19 protein-coding genes are annotated in these 22,624 nt (G+C 66.0%); 12 read left to right on the top strand and 7 right to left on the bottom strand.

What is annotated here, in order from left to right; genetic code table 11:
- The 6 genes from FBY33_RS10930 (at position 1) to FBY33_RS10905 (ending at position 6,761) form a co-directional block, all read left to right on the top strand.
- Positions 1–705 (top strand): ABC transporter ATP-binding protein, encoded by a 705-nt coding sequence (locus FBY33_RS10930; protein ID WP_142030582.1) that lies wholly within the window; start codon positions 1–3, stop codon positions 703–705.
- Between the two features lie 121 nt (positions 706–826).
- Entirely contained in the window at positions 827–1,897 is a 1,071-nt protein-coding gene (locus FBY33_RS10925) for a Gfo/Idh/MocA family protein (protein WP_142030581.1), read from the top strand.
- A gap of 206 nt (positions 1,898–2,103) precedes the next feature.
- On the top strand, positions 2,104–3,072 hold the full coding sequence (locus FBY33_RS10920; RefSeq protein ID WP_142030580.1) for a hypothetical protein: 969 nt from the start codon (positions 2,104–2,106) through the stop codon (positions 3,070–3,072).
- Positions 3,073–3,163: 91 nt separating this feature from the next.
- Positions 3,164–4,678 (top strand): hypothetical protein, encoded by a 1,515-nt coding sequence (locus FBY33_RS10915; RefSeq protein ID WP_142030579.1) that lies wholly within the window; start codon positions 3,164–3,166, stop codon positions 4,676–4,678.
- A gap of 284 nt (positions 4,679–4,962) precedes the next feature.
- On the top strand, positions 4,963–6,231 hold the full coding sequence (locus FBY33_RS10910; protein ID WP_142030578.1) for a serine/threonine-protein kinase: 1,269 nt from the start codon (positions 4,963–4,965) through the stop codon (positions 6,229–6,231).
- Complete coding sequence (locus FBY33_RS10905) at positions 6,228–6,761, top strand: hypothetical protein (protein ID WP_142030577.1); 534 nt, start codon at positions 6,228–6,230, stop codon at positions 6,759–6,761. Before FBY33_RS10910 ends, FBY33_RS10905 begins: the two co-directional genes overlap by 4 nt.
- 90 nt (positions 6,762–6,851) lie before the next feature.
- Here FBY33_RS10905 and FBY33_RS10900 read toward each other — a convergent pair whose 3' ends face one another.
- Complete coding sequence (locus tag FBY33_RS10900; protein WP_142030576.1) at positions 6,852–9,071, bottom strand: NADP-dependent isocitrate dehydrogenase; 2,220 nt, start codon at positions 9,069–9,071, stop codon at positions 6,852–6,854.
- A 330-nt stretch (positions 9,072–9,401) separates the two neighbouring features.
- Here FBY33_RS10900 and FBY33_RS10895 point away from each other — a divergent pair, with 330 nt between their 5' ends.
- The gene (locus tag FBY33_RS10895) at positions 9,402–10,382 is read left to right on the top strand and encodes a trypsin-like serine peptidase (protein WP_142030575.1); all 981 of its coding nucleotides are present in this window, start codon (positions 9,402–9,404) and stop codon (positions 10,380–10,382) included.
- Positions 10,366–10,539: a hypothetical protein gene (locus FBY33_RS20510; protein WP_200831362.1), complete on the top strand. Its 174-nt coding sequence runs from the start codon at positions 10,366–10,368 to the stop codon at positions 10,537–10,539. Before FBY33_RS10895 ends, FBY33_RS20510 begins: the two co-directional genes overlap by 17 nt.
- A gap of 189 nt (positions 10,540–10,728) precedes the next feature.
- Here FBY33_RS20510 and purH read toward each other — a convergent pair whose 3' ends face one another.
- On the bottom strand, positions 10,729–12,414 hold the full coding sequence (gene purH / locus FBY33_RS10890; RefSeq protein ID WP_142030574.1) for a bifunctional phosphoribosylaminoimidazolecarboxamide formyltransferase/IMP cyclohydrolase: 1,686 nt from the start codon (positions 12,412–12,414) through the stop codon (positions 10,729–10,731).
- Positions 12,415–12,557: 143 nt separating this feature from the next.
- Between purH and FBY33_RS10885 the strand changes: the two genes are divergently transcribed.
- Positions 12,558–13,910: an MFS transporter gene (locus FBY33_RS10885; protein ID WP_142030573.1), complete on the top strand. Its 1,353-nt coding sequence runs from the start codon at positions 12,558–12,560 to the stop codon at positions 13,908–13,910.
- Between the two features lie 36 nt (positions 13,911–13,946).
- On the opposite strand, the gene FBY33_RS20695 is transcribed toward FBY33_RS10885, so the two are convergent.
- Together FBY33_RS20695 and purN are read right to left on the bottom strand one after the other, a co-directional pair.
- Entirely contained in the window at positions 13,947–14,486 is a 540-nt protein-coding gene (locus FBY33_RS20695) for an endonuclease domain-containing protein (RefSeq protein ID WP_235010540.1), read from the bottom strand.
- A gap of 589 nt (positions 14,487–15,075) precedes the next feature.
- Positions 15,076–15,657 carry a phosphoribosylglycinamide formyltransferase gene (gene purN, locus FBY33_RS10875; protein ID WP_142030571.1) on the bottom strand — a complete coding sequence of 194 codons (582 nt, stop codon included), beginning with the start codon at positions 15,655–15,657 and terminating at the stop codon, positions 15,076–15,078.
- Between the two features lie 39 nt (positions 15,658–15,696).
- Here purN and FBY33_RS10870 point away from each other — a divergent pair, with 39 nt between their 5' ends.
- Positions 15,697–16,128, top strand: a complete 432-nt coding sequence (locus FBY33_RS10870) for a hypothetical protein (RefSeq protein WP_142030570.1) — start codon at positions 15,697–15,699, stop codon at positions 16,126–16,128.
- Positions 16,129–16,140: 12 nt separating this feature from the next.
- On the opposite strand, the gene FBY33_RS10865 is transcribed toward FBY33_RS10870, so the two are convergent.
- Positions 16,141–17,457: a cell division protein PerM gene (locus FBY33_RS10865; protein ID WP_142030569.1), complete on the bottom strand. Its 1,317-nt coding sequence runs from the start codon at positions 17,455–17,457 to the stop codon at positions 16,141–16,143.
- Positions 17,458–17,895: 438 nt separating this feature from the next.
- Positions 17,896–18,759 (bottom strand): DUF2382 domain-containing protein, encoded by an 864-nt coding sequence (locus tag FBY33_RS10860; protein WP_142030568.1) that lies wholly within the window; start codon positions 18,757–18,759, stop codon positions 17,896–17,898.
- 258 nt (positions 18,760–19,017) lie between these two features.
- Here FBY33_RS10860 and FBY33_RS10855 point away from each other — a divergent pair, with 258 nt between their 5' ends.
- Both FBY33_RS10855 and FBY33_RS10850 read left to right on the top strand, forming a co-directional pair.
- Entirely contained in the window at positions 19,018–20,172 is a 1,155-nt protein-coding gene (locus tag FBY33_RS10855; RefSeq protein WP_200831361.1) for a glycosyltransferase family 4 protein, read from the top strand.
- The gene (locus tag FBY33_RS10850) at positions 20,169–21,539 is read left to right on the top strand and encodes a UDP-glucose dehydrogenase family protein (protein ID WP_142030566.1); all 1,371 of its coding nucleotides are present in this window, start codon (positions 20,169–20,171) and stop codon (positions 21,537–21,539) included. The genes FBY33_RS10855 and FBY33_RS10850 overlap by 4 nt, the downstream gene beginning before the upstream one ends.
- Positions 21,540–21,569: 30 nt before the next feature.
- Here the strand turns inward: FBY33_RS10850 and FBY33_RS10845 are convergent, their stop codons facing one another.
- The gene (locus tag FBY33_RS10845) at positions 21,570–22,433 is read right to left on the bottom strand and encodes an HAD hydrolase family protein (protein WP_142030565.1); all 864 of its coding nucleotides are present in this window, start codon (positions 22,431–22,433) and stop codon (positions 21,570–21,572) included.
- Positions 22,434–22,624 lie beyond the last annotated feature (191 nt).

The following is a 22,624-nucleotide window of genomic DNA, read 5'->3' as shown; positions in this document are numbered from 1 at the left end:
ATGATTGAAGTCAAGAACCTGGTCCGCACCTTCAACTCCGGTGACCGCACCATCAAACCGGTCAACGACGTCAGCTTCGTCCTCGAACAGGGCGCGCTGGCCTCGATCGTGGGCAAGAGCGGCAGCGGCAAGAGCACGCTGTTGTCCCTCCTTGGTGCACTGGACAAACCCACCAGCGGAGACGTCGTCGTCAATGGTGTCAGCCTTGCCGGCATGCCGGATGCAAAGCTGACGGAATACCGCCGCCGGGACATCGGCTTCGTGTTCCAGCAGTTCAACCTGATCCCCAACCTGTCCGCCATCGACAACGTCATGCTCCCCATGGAATTCGCCGGAGTGCGCAACGCGGCCAGGGCGCAGCGCGCCAGGGAGCTGCTGGAGCAGGTCCAGCTGGATCCCTCCAAGCACGGGCGGCGCATCAACCGGCTCTCCGGCGGCGAGCAGCAGCGCGTGGCCATTGCCCGGGCACTGGCCAACGAGCCCAAGCTGATCCTCGCCGATGAGCCCACGGGCAACCTCGACGAGCAGACCGGCGACCACATCATCGAGCTCCTCAGCTCGCTCAGCCGGGATCACGACACCACCATCCTGGTGGTCACGCACGACCGGGCCTTGGCCAACAAAACGGACCGCCGGTTCCGCCTGCAGCAGGGCAAGCTGACGGAGGAGCCGGTCCGCGGCAGGGCGGCGGCCGCCAACGCCTGACAACAGTCCACGAGGGCCAAAGGTGAGGACATCCCGTCCCATCGTTGGCCCTTCCTGGTCTCCTGCGTCATCCCGCCGGAAGTTCCCTGTCCTTCCCCGCCGCTGTGACAGGATTGCAGCTATGACTGCTCCCATCGCCACGCCATGGCTTTCCAGCCAGCCCGACCAGGATCCCCGTTCTGCTACCGGTGCTCGCCTTCGCTGGGGGATCATCGCGACGGGCAGCATCGCCCGCGCCGTCTCGCAGGACCTCGCGCTGCTTGAAGACGCCGAGCTGTATGCGGTCAGCTCCCGGACACAGGACACTGCCGACGCTTTTGCCGTGGCCTATGACTTTGCAAAGGCCTACGGGGACGACGACGGTGTACCCGGCTACCATCGGCTGCTCGCCGATGACGCCGTGGACGTTGTCTACGTCGCCACGCCCCACGCACAGCACCACGAGATAGTCCTTGCCGCCCTCAACGCCGGCAAGCATGTTCTCTGCGAGAAGGCTTTCACCATCAACGCCCGTGAAGCATCGGAACTCATCGACCTTGCCCGCAGTCGCGGGCTCTTCCTCATGGAGGCGGTGTGGAGCCGCTTCCTGCCCTCGATGCAGCGGGCGTTCCAGATCGCAGCTTCGGGTGAACTGGGCGACATCCACTGGATCACCGCGGACCTGGGATTCCCGGCGCCGTACTCCCCCACAGCCAGGCTGTGGGCCCGGAAGGACGGCGGAGGTGCCTTGCTGGATTTGTCCGTCTACCCGCTCCTGTGGGCGCTGGGCACCCTTGGCTTTCCCCAGACAGTCAGCGCCACCGGCTTTGTCAACGATGACGGCGTGGACGCGCAGAACGCTATGACCCTTGGCTACGGCAACGCGGCCCAGGTGCAGCTCACCTCCTCGCTCCTGGCCCACGGTCCCCGCACGGCAACCGTCGCGGGGAGCCAGGGCTTCCTGCAGAGCGTGGGTTCCATCAACAACCCCGGCGAACTCATCATCACCAAGGGGTGGGAAGAGAGCCGAACTGAGACCTTTGACGTGGTAGGCAAGGGCTACGCTTACGAACTGCGCGAAGTCATGCGGTGTGTCCAGCAGGGGCTGACCGAAAGTCCGGTGATGCCGCTTGAGGACACGCTGAACACCATGCGCCTGTTCGACGGTGTTCGCGCCCAGCTGGGCGTGAGCTACCCGAACGACAGCCATTAGGGGCGGGCACGCAAGGAAGAACGACGGCGCCAAGCCCGGCTTTCCCAGGACGGTCAAGCATGTGACCTCCTGCTTTCGCCCTTGACACCTTGTGTGCCTGTTCCCGCCATTTGTAAAATCCCTTTAGCGAAGTCTGGACTTGCAGCGACATCCGGTCATAGGCTTTAGGCAACATCGATTGCACTGATCACTGGGGGGTGGTACGCATGGCTCGAACGAGTTCGCCATGGCGTGCCCTGCGCCCGGTGATCCTTGCCGGAGCAGCCGCAGTTTCCTGGCTGACGCTTTCGTCAACGGCAGCATCCGCCGACTCCGGGTCTGATTCCTCATCCCTGCTCGGCAGCCTCACCAGCTCGGTTTCATCGCTGGCCCAGGATGTTGCGCCTACGGTTTCACCGGCTGCGCCAACCTCCCCGGCCGGACCTGCCACAGGGCCCGGCTTGTTGGTGCCTGTGGTAACCCCAGTTTCCGGGCTGGCAGACAATTTGATTGCCGCCGTTCCCGTCGTGGACCAGGTGATCCCGGCTGGCACTGTTGCCACGGTCTCCGCCCCCGTTGTTGGGCTTGCCGACATCGTGACGGCCGGCGTGGCGCAGGTTGTTGTAGCCCCCGCAGCCGAGGCCGTTCCGGCACTCGAGCCGGTGCTCCAACCGGTATCTGACCTTCTAACCGGTGCTGCCCCGCTGCCCCTCCCGCTTCCGGATCCGCCTGTTGGCGCGGTGCCCGTGGATCTTCCTGCAGGGGTAATCCCTGATTCCGCGGCAGCTCAGAGCGCAGCCGTGGAAACACTTCCAGATGTACCCGAGACGGCACCGGAACCTGATGTTGCCGGGTCCGCAGCTGCCGGGCAGGATACGGGCGGCAACCCGGGGTCGGAAGCGTCAGGCGTTACAGTCCTGGCGGGCACTTCCGGCCCGCGGACTGCAGTATCTGTGCCCGCTGACCCGGCTTATGAGCATCCCCTACCCGTTGGCCCGGCCCCGCTGCCTGCCCAGGTTCCTGCCCCGGCGTCGGGTGCGGGGAGCGGTGGGTCTTCCAGCGGCACGTCAGGTGCCGTGGCATGGCTTACCCCTTTCGGTTTTGGTTTTGAACGTCCGGGCGTTGTTCCCGCCATCGGGGCGTCTGAGCACGCTCCTGCGCCGGTGTCATTCGACCCCGGTTCTTCCCCTGACTAGTTGAGGCCACCTGCCCTGCATCGGGCAGCACGTGGACTTACGGGCAGCTGATCTGCGCCCGAACAACCTCAACTTTTCAGGAGTATCCATCATGAACTGCACCCTTCGCAGGGGGCTGCTTAGCACCCTCTTTGCCGGCGGCCTTTTGGCTTTCGGTTGCGCTGCCGCAAGCGCAGCGGACACCACCAGCGGGACGGACCTTTCCGCCTCCGCCCTTATCTCGGCGGCGGCACCCGCCGACTCGACGTCGTTGGGCCTGCTGGGTGACCCAACGCCGGCCGCTTCTACGGGTGTCGCCGCCGCAGTGGACGTCAACCTCGGCCTCGGAAGCACCGGGACCACGGACGCCACCACAGCAGATCTCGCCGTTGACGCAGCTGTAGACCTCGGCCTCGGCGGCATCACCACCGACCCCGCAACCACCAACACCACCGACTTGGCAGCCGCAGTGGACGTCAACCTCGGCCTGGGAAGCACCGGCACGGGGACCACGGACGCCACCACGGCAGACTTCACCGCCGACGCAGCCGTAGACCTCGGCCTCGGCGGCATCACCGACTTGGCAGCCGCAGTGGACGTCAACCTCGGCCTGGGAAGCACCGGCACGGGGACCACGGACGCCACCACGGCAGACCTCACCGCCGACGCAGCCGTAGACCTCGGCCTCGGCGGCATCACCGGTGATACCAACGGGCTTGGCACCACCGACCTGGCAGCCGCAGTGGACGTCAACCTCGGCCTGGGAAGCACCGGGACCACGGACGGCACCACGGCAGACCTCACCGCCGACGCAGCCGTAGACCTCGACCTCGGCGGCATCACCACCGACCCCGCAACCACCGGCACCACCGACCTGGCAGCCGCAGTGGACGTCAACCTCGGCCTGGGAAGCACCGGCACGGGGACCACGGACGGCACCACGGCAGACCTCACCGCCGACGCAGCCGTAGACCTCGGCCTCGGCGGCATCACCGGTGATACCAACGGGCTTGGCACCACGGTTGATGCAGCCCTGGACCTCGCCATTGGCGGTGTCACCAACGGTGGTACGGCAGGTGGAGTCGATGCAGTGATTGACCTTGGAGCTGGTGTGGGCACCGGAACTGCAGGCACCGGCGGACTGGATGCTGTTGCGGACCTGGGTATCGGACTCGGTGGTGACAGCAGCACCGGCACCCCGGGCACGAACGAACCCGGCACCACTGATCCGGGAACCACCAGCCCGGGAGACGGCACCAGCGGAGACACGGGCACCCTTGATCCGGGAACCAGTGCTCCAGGTACCGGTACTCCGGGTTCAGGCGCCCCTGCCGGCAACGGCGGCACCACTGCCGGCGATGATTCCGCAAGCGGCACCGGCGGCACCGGTACTGCAGGCAGCGGCAATTTCACGGCGGCCCCGGCAGGCTCCATCGCGGTAAGCGGAGGCATCGCCACGGTTACGGCGCCCCACAGCACCCCGGCCAGCGGAAGCTCCGCCCTTGCCAACACGGGTTCTGCCCACACGGGCCTGGCCAAAACCGGCTGGGATGGATCGCTGGTTCCCCTGGCCCTGCTGCTCCTGGCCGGCGGACTCCTGATGCTCCGCAAGCGCAAGGTGTCCTAGAAACATCAAGGCAGCAACGGAAACCGCCCGCACACGCGCCTGAAGCGGCAGCATTCAGTGGGCTGACGAAAGGAGGACATAACCCAAACAACCAAGCAACAGTACAAAACATGTCTTCAGCACACATGTCCTTGTAGCCGGTGGTCCGGCGGCGAAGGTGTTTGAAATCGCCGCCGGGCCGTCGGCGTGCCGCAGGGCGAAAGCCTAGGTCAATCACTGGTTTCATCGGACCGCCCGTATAATTTGAGGTACGACAGTGCCGCAGCGCACCGGGAGGAACGGTCATGGTGGCGGAATCGCCTAGCTCCATCAAGAATGAAGTTGTCGGCGGTCGCTACCGTTTGGGCGAAGTCATAGGCCGCGGTGGAATGTCATCGGTGTACTGCGCCCACGACGAAAAACTGGGCCGTGACGTGGCGTTGAAACTCTTCGCCCCCCAGGCTCCGGACGCGGAAGAGCTCAAGCGGCAGGAAGCCGAAATTCAGCTCCTTGCCACCCTGAACCATCCCGGCCTCGTGACGCTCTTCGATGCCGGAATCGATGACCGTATTCCGGACGAGCCGCGCCCCTTCCTGACCATGGAACTCGTGGAGGGCCAGGACCTGCGCAGCCGCATCCGGCACAGCAGGGTGCCACTGGAGGAGCTGTCCGTCATCGGTGCCGGCATCGCCGACGCACTGGCATACGTGCACGGCCTGGGCATCATCCACCGCGATATCAAACCGGGGAACATCCTCCTGGTCCAGATCCGCCCGGGCGAACCGCTGCGTCCCAAGCTCACGGACTTCGGCATCGCCAGGATCGTGGATTCCACCCGGCTCACGGCCACCGGCACGATGGTGGGAACAGCTGCCTATCTCAGCCCCGAGCAGGCCCTTGGCAAACCCCTGTCTTCAGCCACGGACATCTACTCCCTGGGTCTGGTGCTGCTGGAGTGCATCAAGGGCACCGTGGAGTATCCCGGCAGTGCGGTGGAATCCGCTGTTGCCCGGCTGCACCGCGCCCCGGAGATCCCCGACGACGTTCCCGCGGAATGGGCCGACCTCATTCGTTCCATGACTGCCATCGAGCCACTGGAACGGCCGACGGCCGCTGACATCGAGACGGCGCTGCGCCAGGCACTTGTTTCGCCGGCCTCAACTCCCGGAGAACTGGCACCGGAAACCACCCGCGTCCTGCCGGCCATGCCCTTTCACCCGCCCTCCATCACTGCCGAAGAATCGGTGGAAGAGATGCGCGAGGCCGCGGCAGCGACGGAGGCTGAAACGCCTGTATCCGGCGCCCAGCCTGCCGCCCCCGCATCTGGTTCTGAAGTGGCACCTTCCGGAGTGGCTACCAGCCCGTCCGTCGGCAAGGCTCCCCGCAAATCCCGCCTGTCCCGGTCCCAACGGATCTGGCTGGCCGTCGTGCTCGGTGTCCTGCTCCTCACTGCAGCCGCCGCTGCGGTGATGATGAGCCTCTCCGCCCCGCCAGCCGGCGTCGTCCCTTACCCCACGGTGACCGGCGTGCTGGGCGACCATCTTCAGGAACTCCAGAAAAGTGTTGAGCCGTGACGCTGCGGCAGGCCATCCCCGGCCGGATGGTCCTGGCCTGCTGGGCGGCCCTCCTCGCGGCAGGTTTGCTCAGCGCATGCGCCGGACCAGGGAGCGGGCTTAAGCGCGAGGCCGCGGCACAACTCCAGGCGCGGGTGCTGGAAGTGACCCAGGCGTCGTCCCAGGATGATCCGGCAACGGCACTGAAGGCGCTGGAGGGTCTTGAAGCGGACCTCTCGGCGCTTCAGGTAAAGGGCCAGGTGTCCGAGGAGCGGAGCCGGAGCATCACCACCGTAGCCACCGCTGTCCGCGCAGACCTCAAGGAAGCCATCGACGCACAGCAGGCGGTAGCCAAAGCAGCCGAGGATGCCCGGATCGCCGCCGGCCAGGCAGCTCAAAGCCCCTCCCCCACCGCCGAGGAGCCGGCACAGCAGCCGGCTCCCCAGTCGGCGCCGGCGCCTGGGCCCGCACCGGCCCAAGGCAATGCGGGGGGAACCGGTGCCGACGCCGGCAAGAACAGCAACGGCGACAAGGGCAAGGGCAAGGACTAGCCCCGGCACAGAGGGCATTAAAAGAGGCGGTGCCCCGGAGTAATCCGGAGCACCGCCTCTTTTTCGCAGCTGCCGCAGCAGCGGCCGGCCTTACGCGAGGGTGGCGATGACCTGGTTAAGGGTGGCCGACGGACGCATCACGGCGGATGCCTTGGCGTCGTTCGGGCGGTAGTAGCCCCCGATGTCCACCGGCGAACCCTGGACCTCAGCCAGCTCGCCAACAATCGTTGCCTCCTTGGCGGAAAGCTCGTTGGCGACGGAGCTGAAGGCGGCGGCCAGGTCGGCGTCGTCCGTCTGCTTGGCCAGCTCCTCAGCCCAGTAGCGGGCCAGGAAGTAGTGGCTGCCACGGTTGTCCAGCTCGCCGGCGCGGCGGCTCGGGGACTTGTTCTCCAGCAGGAAGGTGCCGGTGGCGCGGTCCAGGGTATCGGCCAGGACCTGTGCGCGGGCGTTGCCCGTGGTGGTGGCCAGGTGCTCGAAGCTGACGGCCAGTGCGAGGAACTCGCCCAGGCTGTCCCAGCGGAGGTGGTTTTCCTTGAGCAGCTGCTGGACGTGCTTCGGGGCGGAACCGCCGGCGCCGGTCTCGAAGAGTCCACCGCCGTTCATCAGCGGCACAACCGAGAGCATCTTGGCGCTGGTGCCCAGTTCCAGGATGGGGAACAGGTCGGTGAGGTAGTCGCGGAGCACGTTGCCGGTGACGGAGATGGTGTCCTCGCCCTTGCGGATGCGCTCGAGGGTGAAGGCGGTGGCCTTGACCGGGGACATGATCTGGAGGTCCAGGCCCTCGGTGTCGTGGTCCTTCAGGTACTCGTTGACCTTGGCGATGAGGTTGGCGTCGTGGGCGCGCTCCTCGTCCAGCCAGAACACGGCGGGGGTCTGCGAGGCGCGGGCGCGGGTGACGGCCAGCTTGACCCAGTCACGGATGGGGGCGTCCTTGGTCTGGCAGGCGCGCCAGATGTCGCCTTCGGCCACCTCGTGTTCGATCAGGACGTTGCCTGCGCCGTCAACGATCTGGACCCTGCCGGCTTCCTGGATCTCGAAGGTCTTGTCGTGGCTGCCGTATTCCTCGGCTGCCTGCGCCATGAGGCCAACGTTCGGCACGGTGCCCATGGTGGTGGGGTCGTAGGCGCCGTTGGCGCGGCAGTCATCGATGACCACCTGGTAAATGCCGGCGTAGGAGCTGTCCGGCAGGACTGCCAGGGTGTCCGCTTCCTTGCCGTCCGGGCCCCACATGTGGCCGGAGCTGCGGATCATGGCAGGCATGGAGGCGTCCACGATGACGTCGCTGGGGACGTTCAGGGTGGTGATGCCCTTGTCCGAGTCCACCATGGCCAGGGCGGGGCCGTCGTCCAGGCCCTTCTTGATGAGGTTCTGGACGCCATCGCGCACGTCCTCGGGCAGGTCCTCAAGGCTGCTGAGGATGGCGGCGAGGCCGTTGTTGGGGCTGATGCCGGCTGCCGAGAGCTGCTTGCCATAGGTGTCGAAGAGTTCGGTGAAGTAGGCCTTGACCACGTGGCCGAAGATGATGGGGTCCGACACCTTCATCATGGTGGCCTTCAGGTGCGCGGAGAACAGCACGCCTTCTTCCTTGGCGCGGGCAACCTGTGCTTTCAGGAATTCGTCCAGGGCGGCGGCGCGCATCACGGTGCCGTCAATGACCTCGCCGGCCAGGACCGGGAAGGCCTTCTTCAGGACCTTCACGGAGCCGTCTTCGCGCACCAGCTGGATGGCGATGGTGCCCTCGGACTCGATGATGACGGACTTCTCATTGGAGCGGAAGTCGTCCTGGCCCATGGTGGCCACGTTGGTCTTGGAGTCAGGGGTCCAGGCGCCCATGGAGTGCGGGTTCTGGCGGGCGTAGTTCTTGACGGACAGCGGCGCACGGCGGTCCGAGTTGCCTTCGCGCAGGACCGGGTTCACGGCCGATCCCTTGATCTTGTCGTAGCGGGAGCGGACGGCGGTTTCCTCATCCGACGAGGGGTTGTCTGGGTAATCCGGCAGCGCGTAGCCCTGGCCCTGCAGCTCGGCGATGGCGGCCTTCAGCTGCGGGATGGAGGCACTGATGTTGGGCAGCTTGATGATGTTGGCTTCCGGCGTCTTCGCCAGCTCACCGAGTTCAGCAAGGGCGTCACCGATCTGCTGCTCGGGGGCCAGGTAATCACCGAACTGGGCAATGATGCGGCCGGCGAGCGAAATGTCGCGGGTCTCCACCTCCACACCTGCTGTCGAAGCGAACGCCTCGATGATTGGCAGGAACGAATAGGTAGCCAGCATCGGCGCTTCGTCGGTGTGGGTGTAGATAATCTTGGACATGCGCGGGCGTCTCCCTGTGGGTCGGCTTGGTTGTGAAAAATTCGGTCTATTTCACCATGTACAACTTACCCGAGGAGGCCGGTTTGAACCGTACCGGAGTCCCAGCGTTACCCCTGCGATGGGCAGGATTACAGCGATGGAGAACGCACGACGGCGGCAGGAACCGGCGTGCACAAGGCACCCGGGCGTCCATCTGGCCGGGCGGCATTTCCCAGCCGAGCAGCCATACATGATACGTCACTACTATTTACAAACCTGTCACGAAGGGGATAAATTCACAGGGTCACACTTGGCTTTTCCAGGCCTTTTCCCCGTTCAGACAGGACAACAATGACAAGCACCAGGTCTCTGGCTTCCGCCCTCCTGAGCCTCTCCGCCGCCACCGTTCTGGCTCTCACCGGCGCAGGTGCTGCCACGGCTGCACCCGCAGCGGCCGGCGACGACACAAACCCGTCCGTCACCAGTGCTGTCCTGAACGCCGCCGGCGCGGCTGACTACTGGACCCTGGAGCGGATGCAGAGCGCCCTCCCCGGCGACACCCTGGCCGGAAAGGCACTGGAACGCGGCAACCGCTCCAGCGCCGCCGTCGTGGAGAAAGGCAAGCCGTCCTCCACCAAGGGCACCAAGGCCACCACCGCCACGGCCCAGAGCGAGCAGCCGGTCAGCCACATCGGCAAGGTGTTCTTCACCCTGGGTGGCTCAAACTACGTCTGCTCAGGCAACGCCGTCTCCTCCACCAACGGCAGTACCGTGGCCACCGCAGGACACTGCGTGAACGAAGGCCCCGGCGCGTACGCCACCAACTTCATCTTCGTTCCTGCCTACGAGAATGGCGCGGCGCCCTACGGCAAGTGGTCTGCACGGGCCCTGTACGCGCCGAACCAGTGGGTCTCCAATGGCGACATGACCTACGACACCGGCTTTGCCGTGCTGAACAGGAACGCACAGAACCAGACCCTGACGTCCGTCGTGGGCGGGTCCGGCGTCGCCTTCAACCAGGCCCGCGGCCTGACCTACAAGTCCTATGGCTACCCCGCCGCTGCACCCTTCAACGGCGAGACCCTGAAGAGCTGCACCGGCAAGGCAACCAACGATCCCAACAACCCGCAGTTCAACACCCAAGGCATCCCCTGCGACATGACGGGCGGCTCCTCAGGCGGCCCGTGGTTCATCCAGACGAGCTCCTCCACCGGGGCTGCCGGCGTGCAGAACTCCATCAACAGCTACGGCTACAACCGTTCCGCCGTGATGTACGGCCCGTACTGGGGCTCCGTCATCCAGTCCACCTACGCCAGTGCAGCCAAGTCCTAAGGAACCCGACCACGACGAGGACCCTGTCAGCCACGTGGACCTGACCCAGACCCACGAGGAAGTCCTCGAGTACTGGACCAAACAGCGGATGGCAGAGGCCAAGCCCCGGGAGATTCAACTTCCGGAGCCCGGCCCGCCTCCAGGTGACCAGGACTAAGCCGGCACAACGACGACGGCGCCCGTCCCCTTTGGAAGGGGGCGGGCGCCGTCGTTGGTTCTACTTCATCGATTGCTCCGTAACTGCCCTTTTCAGGTGCGAAAACGGCAGTTACGTGGGCCCACCACCGGCAGGGTTCCCTGGCCGAGCTTGGAGGCTAGGGAACCGGTGGGGAGCAAAGGGTGGGGCTTAGTGGAAGAAGTGCCGCGCTCCGGTGAAGTACATGGTGATGCCGGCCGCGTTCGCTGCCGCGATCACCTCTTCGTCGCGGACGGATCCGCCGGGCTGCACGACGGCGCGGACGCCGGCGTCGATCAGGATCTGCAGGCCGTCGGCGAACGGGAAGAACGCGTCGGAGGCTGCCACGGCACCGCGGGCCCGCTGCGGTGCGCCGGCACCGCTGGCGTTCGAGGCACCGCCGGCACCTTCGACGTCGGACTCCACCGTGACGCCCAGCGTGTTGGCCCGCTCCACGGCCAGCCGGCAGGAATCAAGGCGGTTGACCTGGCCCATGCCAATACCCACCGCCGCGCCGTCCTGGGCGAGGAGGATGGCGTTGGACTTGGCGGCCCGGCAGGCGGTCCAGGCGAAAGCGAGGTCCGCGAGGGTCTTATCGTCCGCGGCCTCGCCGGCGGCAAGGGTCCAGTTGGCCGGGTTGTCGCCGTCGGCGTCGACCTTGTCCGCAACCTGGACCAGCATCCCGCCGGAAACCTGGCGGAACTCCGTGGGGTAGCGACCGTAGCCCTCGGGGAGGGAGAGCAGGCGGATGTTCTTCTTCTTGGAGAGGATCTCCACGGCTTCAGGTTCAAAGCCGGGGGCGATGACAACTTCGGTGAAGATGTCCTTGACCGTGTTGGCCATGCCGGCGGTGACGGTACGGTTTGCGGCGATGACGCCACCGAACGCGGAGACGGGATCGCAGGCGTGCGCCTTGGCGTGGGCGTCGGCGATGGGGTCCGCGGCATCCTTGGAGCCCACCGCCACACCGCAGGGGTTGGCGTGCTTGATGATGGCGACGGCGGGTTCGCTGAAGTCATAGGCAGCCCGCAGGGCTGCATCGGCGTCCACGAAGTTGTTGTAGCTCATGGCCTTGCCGTGCAGCTGGTCCGCCTGGGCGATGCCCATTGGCGCGGCCTTGTCCACATACAGCGCAGCCTGCTGGTGCGGGTTCTCGCCGTAGCGCAGGACTTCCGAACGTTCGAGGGACAGGCCGGCGTAGGCGGGCCAGTCGATGACGCCGTCGCCGTCCTCATCCAGGAACTGGCTGGCAGTCCAGGTGGCCACAGCGTTGTCGTAGGCAGCGGTGTGCGCGAAGGCCCTGGCGGCAAGGCGCCGGCGGGTCTTCAGGTCGAAGCCGCCGGCGGCGGCAGCTTCCACCACCTGGCCGTAGAAGGACGGGTCCATCACGATGGCGACGGCGGCGTGGTTCTTGGCGGCCGACCGCACCATGGCAGGGCCTCCAATGTCGATCTGTTCCACAACGTCGTCCTGCGCGGCACCGGACTTGACGGTCTCCACGAACGGGTAAAGGTTCACCACAACCAGGTCGAAGGCCTCGATGTCCATGCTGGCAAGGGTTTCCATGTGGGCAGGGACGCGCCGGTCCGCCAGGATGCCGCCGTGCACGCGCGGGTGCAGTGTCTTAACGCGGCCGTCCAGCATCTCGGGCGAACCGGTGACCTCTTCCACCTCCTGCACGGGGATGCCCGCTGCGGCGATCTTCTTGGCCGTGGACCCGGTGGAGACGAGCTTCACGCCCGCTGCGTGCAGGCCCTGGGCGAGCTCCTCCAGACCGGTTTTGTCGTAAACCGAGATCAGGGCCCGGCGGATGGGTACACGGTCAATGGATACGCGCTCATGCTGCGTGAAGCTCACAAATGTCTCCGTCTTATCTCGCGGTACAGGGCCGCGGTTGGTGGGGATAGGGCCAGTTTATCGCGAAGGCCGCGGTTGCCCGGCGTGGCCCCCGGAGTGTGAACGGGGTGGGGCCGGGCTAAAGTTTTGGACAGGAGGCGGCGATGAATACTTACACCACTGTGCCAAGCGGCGAACAGGTGGTCCAGGAACTGCCCTGGCGATGGAAAGTCCAGGGCAGGATCTTCCTGATCGGGGGCCTCGGCTTCATGTTCGATGCCTGGGATGTGACCCTGAACGGCATCCTGATTCCACTGCTGTCCAAACACTGGTCGCTCTCCGCAGGGGAGGCGGCCTGGGTGGGCACGGCCAACCTTATCGGCATGGCGCTGGGCGCCTTCATCTGGGGAACCATCGCGGACACGGTGGGACGCAAGAAGGCCTTCACAGCCACTCTCCTGCTGTTCTCCGTGTTCACGGTGTTCGGCGCGTTCGCCCCCGACTTTGCCTGGTTCTGCGTCTTCCGGCTCATGGCAGGATTCGGCCTGGGCGGCTGCATTCCGGTGGACTACGCCCTGGTGGGTGAGTTCACCCCCCGGAAGCAGCGCGGCAGAGTGCTGACGGCCATGGATGGCTGGTGGCCCATCGGCGCTGCCCTGGCAGGTTTTGTCTCCGCCGGGCTGGTGGCCCTCTACGGTGACTGGCGCCTGACCATGCTGGTGATGGTCCTGCCCGCCCTGCTGGTCTTCTGGGTCCGGCGCAGCGTGCCCGAATCCCCGCTGTTCCTCATCCGAAAAGGCCGGCGCGAGGAAGCAGCCCGGATCATCGACGGACTGGTGGAGGCAACCGGTGCGGAACCACGGGCGTACAGCCTTCCCGACGCCAGGGACGTCCCGAGGCTCTCCGCCGGCAGCGCCTGGACCCAACTGCGCTCAGTATGGCAGTTCAACTGGAAGATCACCGCCGCGGCCTGGTCGCTGTTCTTCAGCATCCTGCTGGTGTACTACCTGTCCCTGACCTGGATGCCCCGCATCCTGATCGGCGCGGGCTTCGCGGAGTACAAGGCCTTCGTCACCACAGCCTCCATGGCCGCCGTCGGATTCCTTGGCGTGGTGGTGGCAGCACTCCTGGTGGAGCGCGTTGGCAGGAAGTGGATTCTCGCCATCACCGGTCCGCTGTCCGCGCTGACCCTGGTGATCGTGGCGTTCGTGGTGGACATCCCCACGGCCGCCGTGTTCTGGCTGCTGGTGTTCGGGTTCGTGGTGCAGGTGGCCATCCCCGTGCTCTACGCCTACGTGTCCGAGCTGTATCCCACGGAACTGCGGGGCACCGGGTTCGGCTGGGCGTCCACGTTCTCGCGCCTCGGCGCAGGCTTTGGCCCGTTGATCTTCGCGAACTACTTCTGGCCCGAGCTCGGGCTGGCCACGTCGTTTGCGCTGGCGGGAGCCCTGGTGCTGGCATCTGTTCTGTGGATGGCGTTCTTCTCCCCCGAAACCCGCCAGCGGCGCCTCGACTGACCCGCCCCTCCCAACTGGGTAGCAGCAGATGTCGTTTTAGGCCCGTATTCCGACATCTGCTGCTACCCAGTTGGGCGACCAGCCGCGGCTGAGCAGTGCCGAATGGACTTTTCCGACAGCGGGCCGTGCGTCGCGCTCCATATGCCGCTTCGAAATCCTTACAAGGAGCCAGCCTGCCCGGGAAAAATCCTCATCGCGGGCAATATCACGAACAACCTGTCCTGCCTCCGAGTGTCCCTCGCCGTCATACTCCACCGCCACTTTCCGTTCCGGATAGCTCAGGTCGGGCTGGCGTACGACGCCGGCCCCCAGGAGCGTGCGCACGTTCAGTAGGGGTTCGGGCAGGCTCGCGTCCTCCAAGGCAAGCCGCAGTTTGGTTTCCTGCGCGGAATCCGAGCCCACCCGCGCCCGCTCCAGGGCAACCCGTGCCTTCCTGATTCCGGGTGTCCCCTTGTGCCGGTCCAGCATTTCCTCCAGGTCCTCCATCGTGGCGTACGGCTCGGACCTGCCCTCGAACTCCGGCCGCGGGATCCGCAGGAGGTGGTCGGCCACAACCGTCAATTCTTCGATGCTCATCTTGCGAGAACAGTCCAACCACGTCCTTACCCGCGAAGTGATCAGGAGTCCGTTATGAGTCACGACCTCATCCGCAAAGAACTGGCCGCGGTGCCCCCGGACTCCGCCGCGGCGCGGGATCGCCATGGTGTCCGGCCTGGAGATGTGGGTGACTGGGTCGCCTTTCCCCGGCAGGAACCCCGGGAAGGACCACAAGGTGAAGGCTGTCGCATGAGAGGCAGCACTGAACTCGGTGACCAGTGTCAACGGCCGGACCACCGACTCCAGCTCAGGAAGCGGAGGGTGCAGCGGCTGCCTTATCCCCCTGCTCGGTGTGGCCAGCGAATGGTGCCGCAGCCGTCCGACTGTAATCCCGGCGTCGGCCGCTTCCTGGAAGGTGAAGGCGCCGGAAGGAAGTACGTCCGGCATAGGCCGCGGAGTTCTCATGGCCCATGGTGGCAAATTTCCTGGCGGAGCTGCTGAAGTTATCCACAGGAGCGTCCTCCGCCCCCAACTGGGTAGCAGCAGATGTCCGTTTGCGCCTCTATTCCGACATCTGCTGCTACCTAGTTGGGGGAAGGGAAGGGAGGGGAGGGTGGCGGAGTGGGAGCTAGGCGGCGGAGAACGAGGGGTCGGCGGCGAGGGCGGCCAGGGTGGAGACCAGGAGCCGGCGCTCCACCACCTTGATGCGCTCGTGCAGGGACTCCTCGGTGTCCGCGTCCTGGATGGCCACGGCTTCCTGGGCGATGATGGGCCCCGTGTCCACGCCTGCGTCTGCCCAGTGGACGGTGCAGCCCGTGACCTTCACCCCGTATGCCATCGCGTCCCGTACGCCGTGGGCACCGGGGAATGCCGGCAGCAGCGCAGGGTGCGTGTTCAGGTACCTGCCGTTGAACGCGTCGATGAAACTTGGGCTGACGATCCGCATGAATCCGGAGGACACCACCACGTCCGGTTTATAGGCGGCCACGGCCTCGGTCAGCGCGGCATTCCAGTCGGCGCGGTCCGGGTAGGCCTTGAAGTCCACCACGAACGTGGGGATGCCGGCCGCAGCTGACCGTTCGACGCCGTACGTTCCTTCGCGGTCCGCGCCCACCGCCGCGATCTCCACCGGGAGTTCGCCCGCTTTGACGGCGTCGATAACTGCCTGGAGATTGGACCCGGTGCCGGAAACGAGGACGACGATACGCATTGGTCCAGCTTAGGTGCAGGCTCGCGTACGCTGGAAAACATGAACAGCGAACCGGGCCGGAGCGGGCAGCAGCGGGTCAGGCCCCCGCTCAGCGAGGCGGCAAAAGCGTCCCTCGCCAAGACCCATACCCTGTTCCGGATGTTCGTGGTTTCGGTGCTCGGCGCGTTCTTCGTGTACCAGCTGGATGTGGGCTACCTGTGGCTGACCACGGTGCTCACGGCCGCGAGCCTGGTCCTGGGAATTGTCCTGCTGGTGCGGGCATTCCGGCTGAAGGAATCCAAACTGGTTCTCTTCGGCACCATCTCGGGCCTGGTGGTTGCGGCCGTCATGGTGCTGCTGATTGTCACCACCATGGTCCTCTTTGACCAGGTGCGGGAGTACCAGGCCTGCCTTGGCCGCGCCCTGACGGACCGGGCCACCCACGCTTGCATGGTGCAGTTCCAGGATGTCCTGCCCACCAAGGTGCGCTGATCCGGCCCAACCCTAGTGCACCAGTTCGGCGTCCTGTTCCACCGGCGCGGTCTTCTCGCGTTCAAGCCATGGTCCGGCCGCATAGCCAATCACGACGCCGGCAGCCACCTCGGCGGCCACCCACAATCCCGTCCACAGCGGGTCGGGTCCGATGGCGGTCAGGCGGCCCACGCCGGCTGATCCCCCGGCAAGCCAGGCCAGGCACAAGGTCAGCAGCCCCGCGGCCAGGCCGGCCAGCACGCCAAGCACCAGGGTGGAGACAGATGCGGTGAACCAGCGGGCGTGGATCTTGATGGCCAGCCACTCGTCAAAATGGTTTTCCCCCTCCCGCAGGAACCACCAGCCCGCCATGACGCCAGCCAGCACCGGGACGATCATGGCCACCAAGGCGTAGTCCAGCGGCCCCGACGGGATGGCCGCCAGGACGGGGACGGACGGAAGCGGCCCAACGGCGGTGCCGAGTGGACCCACCTGGGAACCGGCACCCATGGCGAAGCCGGCGCCGGACGTCCATGCGAGGGCGAAGACCACAAGGTTGGGCAGGAAGCCGAGCTGCGCGATGGTGAGGGCGGCACCTCCTACCGGGCCGGCGTCGAGCGCTTCGTAGACGGACACCACAAGGTTCCAGTGGATGAACAGGTCAACTGCCAGCAGCGAGGCGGCCAGGGCAAGCGCGGACATCACGGCCACGAACCCTGCCTTGGCCGCGGATGCAAAGTACGAACCCGCCCAACGGGAATGCTGGCTGGCGCGCGAAATCCAGTCCACGGCATCGACGCCGATGAGCCGGCTCCAGGAGCCTGCCTCCCTGCGGGCCCCGATCACCATGCCGAGCCCGTACGGAACCAGCGGAACCAGCAGGGCGTACCAAAGGTTGATGACGACGTCGGCATTGCGGCAGACGAAACCGGTGGCAGCACCGAACGCCCCGTAAACCACCCATGACCCCAAAAGCGCCTGCCACAGCTGGTCTGTGTAGGAGGCCCGGGCCAACCGGCGGCCTGCACGCCAAGCCAGGAGGAACGGAATCAGGGTCAGGCCCAGCGGAATCAGGCTCAGGACACCGGTTCCCCCGTGCGAGGCCGCATCGGGTCCCGCTCCTGCCAACTCCAGGGGCACGCCGTGGACCAGGAGCCAGGACTGGCCGGCCAGCCGCGCCAGGACATCGAATTGCCCGTTCTGGAAACCGGCAGTGGCCCAGACAGCCACGATGGGCGCCACCACCACCAGGGCCGAAATGATGGCTGCCTGCGCCGTTTCAAGGGCACCCTGCAGCCACAACGGCATAGGAAGGCCACGGTCTCCGGTCTGGTCAGCGCGCAGTTTCATCGTGTTCCATGGTGTCACGCCGGGTCCGCTCTGCCCGCGAACGACAGGCTCCACGTGGCCATGGATGAACAATCAAATGGCCCGCAGGCCGGCGCTTTTTCCCAAGCCCCGCCGTAAAATTGGTAGCAACCAACACCAGAGGCCCCACCGAGGGCGTACTGCGATTTCTGCTGGCCGCCGCCTCTGACCCAGGGCCAGCCAAAAACCCGGATTCCGTAAACCGGGAAAACAGGAGCCGCGAATGAAAGATGAACCGTAAGTTCTGAAGATATTCGTCCTACTGGCTGGTGCAGTCACCGCCCTCGGCGTGGCTGCACCAGCATTTTAAACGACTGCGGCGCCGGGAGCCCCCAAGGTGGCTCCCGGCGCCGTTTACCGTGTCAGGGCTGCTGGTCCAACCAGCCTGCCCGCGGAACGGGGGCCGAAGCCCCACGCCGGTTAGCGGCGGTGATCGCCGTCTGTTTCGATGTTCTCCTTGCGGACTTCCTCGTTGACCGTGACGTCGTCGCGAACAACGTCCTTGTCCAGCCGGACCCGCTCCACCGGAACAGCTTCCTTCTCAACGACGGGGCGCTCCTCGTGGAGGACCACTTCGTGCTCTTCCTCGCTGATGTCAGGTCCGTCGAACGCGGCACCGCGGTTTGCGTCGGTGATGGGTTCGCGCTCGATCCGGACTTCTTCGCGCTCCACCGGGATGGTCTTGGTGACGTTCTCGGTGGTGACGTACTTGCGCAAACGTGCGCGGCCGGTGGCCTCGCGCTCCTTGCCCACGTGCAGCTTTTCCTCGGACCGGGTCATGGCGTCGTCCGTGGTGGGGCCGGAGGTGTCGTGGCCAACCGCTCCCCGGGCTGAGGTGTCCCGGTCATACGTGTCGCGATCGGATGTGATGCCTGCCGTGGGGGTGCCGGCGTTCAGGTCGGCGTCACCCTGCAGGTCAACATCCCTGTCGGTGTCGGTGCCGGTGCGGGCCTCGGTGTAGGTCCGTGCGCCACGGTCGTAGTACGTGTAAAGCCGGTCCTCTTCCTCGGGGGTGAGGTGACCGTCTGCGTCCACGCGGGGGGCATCCTTGACGTGTTCCTTGGTGTACGGGACCACCAGGTCGTCGCCCTGGTGGTGGGCGCCCTCAACCGGAATGAATGACTCCGAAGTTCCGAAAAGGCCGGTCTTGACCGTGACCCATGTGGGCTCACCCGTGTCGTCGTCTGCGTACAGCTGTCCGATCGAACCGATCTTGGTGCCATCGGAACCGACGACGTTGCCGCCCTTGGTGAGCAGGTTTTCAAGATTTTCCCTGTTGAGCATGACTCTCCTTGGATGTGTCTTTGCACTGGGTCTGCCAGCAATGGATGTCCTGGCGCGGGTTGTCCCCGACACCTGGCTTCCGCCCCGGCTGCTTGAGGCTTTGCGCTGACTGCCCTACTACCGTAAGCATGCTTAGCATCAGATGCCAAGCCTACTTACTAAATAATTGGAAACTCAGGGGCAGTTGTTCATCCGGCCTTTTCCTTCGGGTAACGCTTTCTCCCCCGCCATTTCAAGGAAGGCGCCCACGGTTGAGGGGTGCGGATCGCAATTGTTGCCGAATCTTTTTTGCCGTTGATGAACGGTGTCACCCACTCCATCCTGCGGGTCCTGGACCATCTCCAGGACCGGGGCGACGAGGTCCTGGTCATAGCACCTTCCGCCCACGACGGGGAGGCAGCCCAGGTCAAAGGCGCCGCGGTCCACAGGCTCCCGGCGGTTCCGCTGGCGGGCTATGCGAACGTGCGGGTGGCGTTGGGAGGGGTGTACCGGGTCAAGCGAATCCTTGCCGAGTACGCGCCCGACGTGGTGCATCTGGCCTCGCCGTTCGTGCTGGGCTGGCGCGCGGCCCAAGCGGCCAGCCAACTGGGGATTCCCACCGTGGCGGTCTACCAGACCGAGGTCCCCAGCTACGCCGCCCGGTACGGTGTGCCCTTCCTGGAAAACTGGGCCTGGAACCGGGTGGAGAACATCCACTTACTGGCAACGCGCACCCTGGCGCCCTCCACGTTCGCGCTGAACCAGTTGCGCGGCCGGGGTATCCCTCGGGTACGGATGTGGCGGCGCGGTGTGGACACCGCCCGGTTTTCGCCGGAAAAGCGCGACGACGGGTGGCGGGCCGGGGTGGCCGCCAACGGCGAACGGATCATCGGCTACGTGGGCAGGCTGGCGGTGGAAAAGCAGGTGGAGGACCTGGCCACACTGGCCGGGATGCCCAATACCCGGCTGGTGATCGTGGGCGACGGACCGCAGCGCATAGCCCTGGAGGCAGCACTCCCCCGCGCGGTCTTCACCGGGTTCCTCGGTGGCGAGGAGCTGGCGCGGGCGGTGGCTTCCTTTGACCTGTTCGTCCATCCCGGCGAGCTCGAGACTTTCTGCCAGACCATCCAGGAGGCCATGGCATCGGGTGTTCCGGTGGTGGCGACGGGGCGTGGCGGGCCGTTGGACCTGGTGGAGAATTCGCGGACCGGATGGCTTTACGAACCGGGCGACCTGTCCGCCATGCACGCAAGGGTGCAGGACTTGCTGGGCGACGACGCCAAGCGCCGGGCGTTCGCGGCCGCCGCCCACGCCTCGGTACAGGACCGGACCTGGCCTGCGCTGTGCACCGAACTGGTGCAGCACTACCGGGACGCCATCGCGGCGGTTCCGACGTTCCCGCGGAAGACGTCCAGAGCAGGAGCAGCGTCATGAGGATTTCAGTAATCGGGTGCGGCTACCTGGGCGCCGTCCACGCGGCAACCCTTGCATCAATGGGCCACGAGGTGGTGGGCATCGATGTTGATCCCGGGAAGGTACAGCACCTGGCCCAGGGGGTAGCGCCATTCCATGAACCCGGGCTGGACGAACTCCTCCGGGACGGCCACGGCACCGGGAGACTGAGGTTCGCCAGCGATCCAGCGGATGCCAGGGACGCCCAGGTGCATTTCCTCTGCGTTGGGACGCCGCAGGACAAAACGTCCGACGCCGCCGACCTCACGTTCCTGGTCTCCGCCCTCGAAACCCTGCTGCCGCACCTGGCTGCGGGCGCCGTCGTCGTGGGCAAATCCACCGTGCCCGTTGGAACGGTGGACATGCTCCGAGGCATCCTGGCGCCGCGCCCCGACGTGCTGCTGGGCTGGAACCCCGAGTTCCTGCGGCAGGGCACCGCCGTCAAGGACTCGCTGGTGCCGGACCGGCTGGTCTATGGCGTGGAGGGCGGCCGGCCTTCTGCCTTCAACACGGCAACAGGTGCGCCGCTGGGGGTGGCGGCAGCGCTGGATGCGGTCTATGAACCCCTGCTGGCAGCCGGGATCCCCCGCCTGGTCTGCAGCTTTGCCACGGCAGAGCTCATCAAGTCGGCCGCGAATGCGTACCTGGCCACCAAGATCAGCTTCATCAATGCCGTGGCCGGGCTGTGCGATGCTGCGGGCGCGGACGTGACGGAGCTCAGCGAGGCAATGGGGCTGGACCCGAGGATCGGCGGCCGGTATCTGCACGCGGGCCTGGGCTTTGGCGGCGGCTGCCTGCCAAAGGACATCCGCAGCTTCCGCGCCCAGGCGGCCACACTCGGCCTGCCCGCGGTGCAGGACTGGATGCGCCTGGTTGATGGGGTCAACCTCGGCCAGCGTGAGCGCACGGTCAGCCTCGCCACGGAGTTGTGCGGCGGGTCGTTGGCCGGGCGCTCGATCACCGTACTGGGCGCCTCCTTCAAGCCCGATACGGATGACATCAGGGATTCCCCTGCACTGGACGTGGCGGACCGGCTGGCAGCTGCCGGGGCCCACATCACGGTCACGGACCCCAAAGCGGTGAACCTTGCCTGGCGCCGCTACCCGCGCCTCCGCTTCGAGGTGTCCACAGGGAAGGCGCTCCAGGGAGCCGAACTGGTGTTGCTCCTCACCGAATGGGACGAGTACCGGCAGCTCTGTCCTGCGGTCGCCGGCCAGCAGGTACGACGGCGGGTGGTCCTGGATGCGCGGAACGTGCTGGATGCAGCGGCGTGGCAGGAAGAAGGCTGGGCCGTGCGGGGCCTTGGCACCCCCGCCCGGGCCCCGGTCACGGTTCCGGCGGTGGGCTGAGGCCCACCCGGCGCTCCAATCCAGCCTGGTTCAGCCCAGGAGCCCGAGTTCGGCGAAGGCCAGCGCGACGCCGTTACCCGCAGGCGGGGCGGTGATCCTGTCCGCCACGGCAAGAACGGCGGGATGGCCGCCCTCCACGGCGATGCCGACAGCAGCGTACTCAAGCATTTCAATATCGTTGGCGCTGTCGCCGATGGCAATGATGTCCGCCCTGTCCAGGCCAAGCCGGGCTTCCACCGCCCGGATGCCCACCGCCTTGTGGGTGCCGGCCATGAAGATCTCGCCCGCGCGGTCACCCAGCGCCGAGAGGGAGCTGGGGATCAGTCCCACGTCCGGGCCGAAGGATTCCATCAGGTGGGTCAACGGTACGGGTGAATCGAAGCAGGAGACCTTGGCGTAGGAGGTGCCTCGGAGGTCATCGCTGTACTGCATCGGTCCCAGGATGTCCTCGAGCGGATCCACGTCTGTACTGAGGACTCCGTCGTGCTGTGGACGGCCGGCGAAGACGGGGCCCAGCACCTCCCTCAGCCGCCGGTCCACCCCGATCCGGCCGTGCAGGGCCTCCGGGGCTTCCAGGATGTAGGCAGCGTGGTGCGCATCCAGGACCTCCACAATGCGTGCCGCCAGGTCCGGTTCAAAACGGGCGTCCTTCAGGATCTCCCCGTTGACCTCCACGCGGGCACCGGCCCCCGTAATGGTGCCGTCAAACCCCGCCTCCAGGATGTGCGCGGGGACCATGGACAGCGGGCGGCCGGTACAGACAAAGACCAAGTGTCCGAGTTTCCGGGCAGTCCGCACCGCGTCCACATGCGCTGCAGGAGCGAGCCCGTGGTCGGCGTAGGTTCCGTCGATGTCGAGAAAGATGGCACGTGGCCTGGCGGTCTGGCGGGGCATGCCTGCGCTCCTTGGTCTGATCCGGGACTTGCCATCCTATCGGCGGGCACTGCTCCATGAGCGGCCACTCTTCTATTGGCAGACACCGTTCTATTGGGTCTCCTGGATAAAAGATCCGCATTCCTGCCGCGAAACTGATAGTCATCCTGTGATATTCAAAGTCTTGCACAGTAGTAAGCCTGCTGATTGAA

This window comes from Arthrobacter sp. SLBN-112 (genome assembly GCF_006715225.1).
Taxonomy (GTDB): domain Bacteria; phylum Actinomycetota; class Actinomycetes; order Actinomycetales; family Micrococcaceae; genus Arthrobacter.
Note: the sequence above shows the minus strand (reverse complement) of the source record. Positions and strands in the feature narration are given on the sequence as shown.